Annotated in this window: 8 protein-coding genes; 5 read left to right on the top strand and 3 right to left on the bottom strand. The window is 72.9% G+C overall.

Features of this window, described 5'->3' with window-relative positions; genetic code table 11:
- Positions 1 to 83: 83 nt before the first annotated feature.
- Complete coding sequence (locus tag ABZU46_RS30915) at positions 84 to 1,184, bottom strand: ionic transporter y4hA (protein ID WP_354863234.1); 1,101 nt, start codon at positions 1,182 to 1,184, stop codon at positions 84 to 86.
- 92 nt (positions 1,185 to 1,276) lie between these two features.
- On the opposite strand from ABZU46_RS30915, the gene ABZU46_RS30910 reads away from it, so the two are divergent.
- A complete protein-coding gene (locus ABZU46_RS30910) occupies positions 1,277 to 1,639 on the top strand; it encodes a metalloregulator ArsR/SmtB family transcription factor (RefSeq protein WP_354863233.1) in 363 nt (120 codons plus the stop codon).
- Positions 1,636 to 2,139, top strand: coding sequence for an SRPBCC family protein (locus ABZU46_RS30905; RefSeq protein ID WP_354863232.1), 504 nt, complete (start codon positions 1,636 to 1,638; stop codon positions 2,137 to 2,139). The genes ABZU46_RS30910 and ABZU46_RS30905 overlap by 4 nt, the downstream gene beginning before the upstream one ends.
- Here the strand turns inward: ABZU46_RS30905 and mug are convergent.
- Positions 2,136 to 2,705 (bottom strand): G/U mismatch-specific DNA glycosylase, encoded by a 570-nt coding sequence (gene mug / locus ABZU46_RS30900; RefSeq protein WP_354863231.1) that lies wholly within the window; start codon positions 2,703 to 2,705, stop codon positions 2,136 to 2,138. The two genes, ABZU46_RS30905 and mug, sit on opposite strands and share 4 nt — an antisense overlap.
- A gap of 105 nt (positions 2,706 to 2,810) precedes the next feature.
- Here mug and ABZU46_RS30895 point away from each other — a divergent pair, with 105 nt between their 5' ends.
- Both ABZU46_RS30895 and ABZU46_RS30890 read left to right on the top strand, forming a co-directional pair.
- On the top strand, positions 2,811 to 3,554 hold the full coding sequence (locus tag ABZU46_RS30895; RefSeq protein WP_354863230.1) for a class I SAM-dependent methyltransferase: 744 nt from the start codon (positions 2,811 to 2,813) through the stop codon (positions 3,552 to 3,554).
- Complete coding sequence (locus ABZU46_RS30890) at positions 3,551 to 3,772, top strand: hypothetical protein (RefSeq protein WP_354863229.1); 222 nt, start codon at positions 3,551 to 3,553, stop codon at positions 3,770 to 3,772. Before ABZU46_RS30895 ends, ABZU46_RS30890 begins: the two co-directional genes overlap by 4 nt.
- 24 nt (positions 3,773 to 3,796) lie before the next feature.
- Here the strand turns inward: ABZU46_RS30890 and ABZU46_RS30885 are convergent, their stop codons facing one another.
- Positions 3,797 to 4,144: a hypothetical protein gene (locus ABZU46_RS30885; RefSeq protein ID WP_354863228.1), complete on the bottom strand. Its 348-nt coding sequence runs from the start codon at positions 4,142 to 4,144 to the stop codon at positions 3,797 to 3,799.
- Between the two features lie 313 nt (positions 4,145 to 4,457).
- On the opposite strand from ABZU46_RS30885, the gene ABZU46_RS30880 reads away from it, so the two are divergent.
- Positions 4,458 to 5,285, top strand: an 828-nt coding sequence (locus ABZU46_RS30880; protein ID WP_354863227.1) for a ThuA domain-containing protein, incomplete at its 3' end; no start/stop codon positions are given.

The following is a 5,285-nucleotide window of genomic DNA, read 5'->3' as shown; positions in this document are numbered from 1 at the left end:
GCGCGGCCGTTTGGGCGCCCCCCCCGCGGGCCGCGGGCGGCGCCGGCGGCCGGCGAGCGCCGAGGGGCGCGACGTCGAGAAGGTCAGGGGCTGGCGGCCAGGAAGACGAACGCGGCCAGCAGCACCAGGTGCACACCGCCCTGCAACACGTTGGCCCGCCCCGGCACCACGGTCAGCACGGCGGTCACCGCGGTGAGCGCGAGCAGCGCGAGCTGGGTGCCGCCGAGGCCGAGCAGCAGCGGGCCGTCCAGCCAGATCGAGGCGATGGCGATGGCCGGGATGGTCAGGCCGATGCTGGCCATCGCCGAGCCGAGGGCGAGGTTCAGACTGATCTGCACGCGGTCCCGGCGGGCGGCGCGGGCGGCGGCCAGGGTCTCCGGCAGCAGCACCAGCAGGGCGATGATCACGCCGACGAACGCGTGCGGCAGGTTCGCCGCCGCCACGCCGGCCTCGATGGTCGGCGAGACGGTCTTGGCGTCGCCGACCACCGCGACCAGCGCCACCAGCAGCAGCCCCAGGCTGATCAGCGCCGCGCGGGTGGTCGGCGGCTTGGCGTGCTCCTCGGCGTCGATCACCCGACCCTCGGTGTCGACGGGCAGGAAGTAGTCGCGGTGCCGGCCGGTCTGCACCAGCACGAACAGCCCGTACAGCGCGAGCGACGCGACGGCGGCGAAGGCGAGCTGGGCCGGGCTGAACTCCGGGCCGGGGCGGGCCGTGGTGAAGGTCGGGATGACCAGGCTCAGCGTGGCCAGGGTGATCACGGTGGCCAGGGCCCCGCCGGTGCCCTCGGGATTGAACACGGCCACGCGTCGGCGCAGCGCCCCGAGCAGCAGGGACAGGCCGAGGATCCCGTTACAGGTGATCATGACGGCGGCGAAGACGGTGTCGCGGGCGAGCGACTGGGTCTTCTCCGGCCCGCTGATCATCAGCGTGACGATCAGGGCCACCTCGATGACCGTGACCGCGACGGCGAGCACCAGCGAGCCGTACGGCTCCCCCACCCGGTGGGCGACCACCTCGGCGTGGTGCACGGCGGCGAGCACCGCACCGCCCAGCAACGCGGCGACCACCACGACGACAGGGGCGGGAAGGTCCCGCCCCCACGTCACGAGCAACACCAGCACGGCGAGCACGGGTACGGCGACGGTCCAATCGAGCAGGCGGGATCGAAGCTGGGCTGGCATGCCCTCAAGAGTGCCAGGTCAGGTGATCATGTGCCCACCATCGACGCAGCCGGCCCTACGCAAACCCGTAACCCATGGGTTACGCTTCGGGCGTGGACGAGGTGGCCACCGCTATCGCGGACCCGGTGCGGCGGCGCATCCTGACCATGCTGCGCGACGCGCCGCTGGCCGCTGGTGAGATCGCCCAGCGGTTCGCCATCAGCCGACCCGCGGTCAGTCGCCACCTGCGGGTGCTGCGGGAGAGCGGGCTGGTCCGCGACGAGCTGATCGGCCGCCGCAGGATCTACCGCCTCGACCCCGGCCCGCTCGCCGCGCTGATCGACTGGCTCGCCGAGTTCACCGCACCGGACCGGTGGGAGCAACGCCTCGACGCCCTGGAGACCGAGGTCCATCGAACCCGCCGGGAACGCCGCGCCCGCGGCGCGGCGGAACACCGAACGGAGCACATCGCATGACCCGTACACCCGCTGGCCGCCTGTTCCGCACCGCCACCGGCCACGACCTCGTCCTGACCCGCACGTTCCGCGCCCCGGCGGCGGACGTGTGGGCGAGCCTTACCGAGTCGGAGCGCACGGCCCGCTGGTTCGGCCCGTGGGAGGGCGACGCCGGGCCCGGCCGGACCATCCGGGTCCAGATGGCGTACGAGGAGCAGCAGCCCTGGTGCGACGTACGCATCGAGGTGTGCGAGCCGCAGCGGCGCCTCGGCGTCTCGATGATCGACGGCTCGGGCAGCTGGCTGCTGGAGTTCGCGCTGACCGAGCCCGACGGCATCACCGAGCTGCGCTTCGCCCAGCGCCTCACCAGCCTGGACGGCATCGCCGAGGTGGGCGCCGGCTGGGAGTACTACCTGGACATGCTGGTCGCCTCCCGGGACGGCTCCCGCCAACCGGAGTTCGACGAGTACCACCCCGCCATGACCCCCTACTACCGGGCGCTGGCCGCCGACGACGTCTAGGAACCCGCCTCCCGCCGCAGCGCCGCGAACTCGGCCGTCAGCGCCGGCAGCGGGAAGTGCGCGTTCAGACCGCTGGGGTTGGGCAACACCCAGACCCGGGCCGGGCCCAGCCGCTCCGGCTGCGGGCCCAGCCCGGCCTTCGGCCGGACGAACGCGATCCGGTACGCGGTCACCCCGAGAATCGCCACCCACCTCGGCCGGTGCCGCTCGGCCTTCACCGCCAACCCGGTCACCCCGGCCACCAGCTCGGCCGGGGTCAGCTCGTCGGCGCGGGCGGTGGCCCGGTTGCTCAGGCTGGTGATGCCCAGTCCCTGCCGCAGCAGCTCGGCGCGCTCCCACGGGCGCAGCTCCCGGTCGGTGAAGCCGGCGCCGTGCAGGGCCGGCCAGAAGCGACTGCCCCGGCGGGCGAAGTGCTCCCCCACCGCCGCCGAGTACAGACCCGGGTTGAAGCCGCAGAACAGCACCCGCAGTCCCGGGCCGATCACGTCCACCAGGCCGCGACCGGCCGCGGCCGCGACCTCCTGCCGGGTCGGCGGCCGCCAGGGCTGCGCCGCGCCCGCGTCCACTGCACCGATCCTGCCGTACGCCCCGACACCCGTCCCGACCTGCGCGCAACCCGAACGCACCCCACCCGGTGCGCGCCGGTGATCCCGACTTGACACCCTGAACGGATGCACAGCACCGACCACCTCGCCGCCAGCCGGTACGCGCGGATGCGCTGGAACACGCCGCTCTCGGAGGAGCACGCGGCCCTGCTGCTGCGACGACTCGACGTACGCCCCGGCGCGCGCGTGCTGGACCTCGGCTGCGGCTGGGGCGAGCTGCTGCTGCGCGCCGTCGCCGCGGGCGGCGTGGCAGGCCCCGTCGCGACGAGGGGCGTCGGTGTGGGCACCGCCGAGGCCGCCCTCGCCCGCGGGCGCAGGCTCGCCGCCGAGAAGTCGCTGAACCGGCACGTCGCCTTCGTGATGGGCGAGGCCGCGGCCTGGCACGAGCCGGCCGATCGGGTCCTGTGTATCGGCTCGGCACACGTCTTCGGCGGCACCGGCGCGGCCCTCGACGCGCTCGCCAGCGTGGTCCGTCCGGGCGGGCGGCTGCTGCTCGGCGAGGGGTACTGGCAGTCCGACCCCACCGCGGAGGCCACGCGGATCTTCGGTGCGGACGTCACCGATCTCGCGGGCCTCGTCGAGGCCGCCCGCGCGCGCGGTTGGCGGCTGCTGCACCTGAGCACCGCCGACCAGCGGGAGTGGGACGACTTCGAGTCCACCTGGCTCGCGGGGCGGCAAGAGTGGCTGCTGACGTACCCCGAGGATCCCCGCGCGGACCAGATCCGCGCGGAGCTCGACGACCGGCTGCGCCAGTACGTCGGCGGCTACCGCGGCGTCCTCGGCCTCGCGTACCTCGTCCTCGGTCGTTGACGCCTCCGGCGCAAGCCTGCCCGTACTACTCCGTCTCCACCGCGGATCGGACCACCGCGCCCGAGCTGGAGCGGTTCCTGGCCGAGCGGATGAACGCGACGACGATCGAGGTCGACTCCTCACACCTCGCCATGGTCACGCACCCCGAGGCGATCGCCGACCTCATCCTCATGGCGACCAGGGGCACTCGCGACCCGGAGTCGAACGGCCGAGGCTGACCACCGCGACGCTGGCGCGCACCGTCAGGTCAGGACGCACGCGGTGCCGCAGTACGGGCAGTGCGCGCGCTTGGCGTTCGAGGTGACCTCGACATCGCAGCGTGGGCACCGGCCGTTCTCCCACAGGCCCTGATCCAGGCCGAGCTCACCGCCGTAGTAGTCGCGATCGGGCCAGGCGACCAACTCGACGTCGAGGCCCGGGTCGACATCGTCCTCGAACCAGGTGACGTTGGCCAGGGTCAGCACCGTTCGCATGCCGTACACCTCCTGCGTGAACCGCGGCAGGGCACGCCGCAGGACGTCGACCAGCTCACGGACCGGCAGCGCCGCGAGTTGCCCGGCGAGGCGCTCGCGATCTTCGTCGGTGGACATACCGCCGACCCTACGTCCCGCTCCGACGCCGGCGCTGACCGTGCCACGGTGCGTCCCAGGCCGGAGCGGGTGGGCTTGACGGGGCGCAGACATCGGAGGTTTACTGCGTCAGCGATGTGAGTCGATGCACTGTGACCGTCCATAGAGGTTGGTCGGAGTCATCGGCTGGCCAATCGCACGCTCACCACCGCTCCACATCACCGCACCATCTCAGCCGAGCATCGGCGGCCCGGCTTCCGCACCACCGCCACCCTGGCCCCGGGCGTGCCCTCGCGCACCCCTCGGGGTCGACGCTCAGCAGAGGAGCAAGACCATGCGTTCCCGTCCCCGCCTGTTGGCATTCGTCACCGGCCTGGCCGTGTTGATGGCCGGCCTGATAGCCCTTCCCACGACGGCCTCGGCCGCACCGCTGACCAAGGTCCTGGTGTTCAGCAAGACCGCCGGCTTCCGGCACTCGTCCATCCCGAACGGAATCGCGGCCATCCAGCAGCTCGGCGCTTCCAACGGCTTCAGCGTGACCGCGACCGAGGACGCCGCCCAGTTCACCACCTCCAACCTGGCCCAGTACCAGGCGGTGGTCTTCATGTCGACGACCGGCGACGTCCTCAACGCCAGCCAGCAGACGGCCTTCGAGCAGTACATCGCCGCCGGCGGCGGGTACGTCGGCGTGCACGCCGCCGCCGACACCGAGTACAGCTGGCCGTGGTACGGCCAGCTGGTCGGCGCGTGGTTCGACTCGCACCCGGCGATCCAGACCGCGACCGTGAAGATCGAGGACCGGACCAACCCGTCGACCGCGCATCTCGGCGCCACCTGGGTCCGCTCCGACGAGTGGTACAACTACCGCACCAACCCCCGCTCCAGCGCGCGGGTCCTCGCCAGCCTCGACGAGTCGTCCTACAGCGGCGGCACCATGAACGGCGACCACCCGATCACCTGGTGCAAGGCGTTCGGCGGCGGTCGGGCCTGGTACACGGGTCTCGGGCACACCGAGGCGTCGTACACCGACCCGAACTTCACCAAGATGCTGCTCGGTGGCCTGCAGGTCGCCGCGGGTTCGGTGAGCGCCAACTGCTCGCCGGGGACGACGCCGCCGACCACCGCGCCGCCGACCACCGCGCCGCCGACCACCGCGCCGCCC

Origin of the sequence: Micromonospora sp. NPDC005197 (genome assembly GCF_040608295.1) — a bacterium.
GTDB lineage: Bacteria > Actinomycetota > Actinomycetes > Mycobacteriales > Micromonosporaceae > Micromonospora.
The sequence above is the reverse complement of the archived record's forward strand: the minus strand, read 5'-3'. Positions and strand labels throughout refer to the sequence as shown.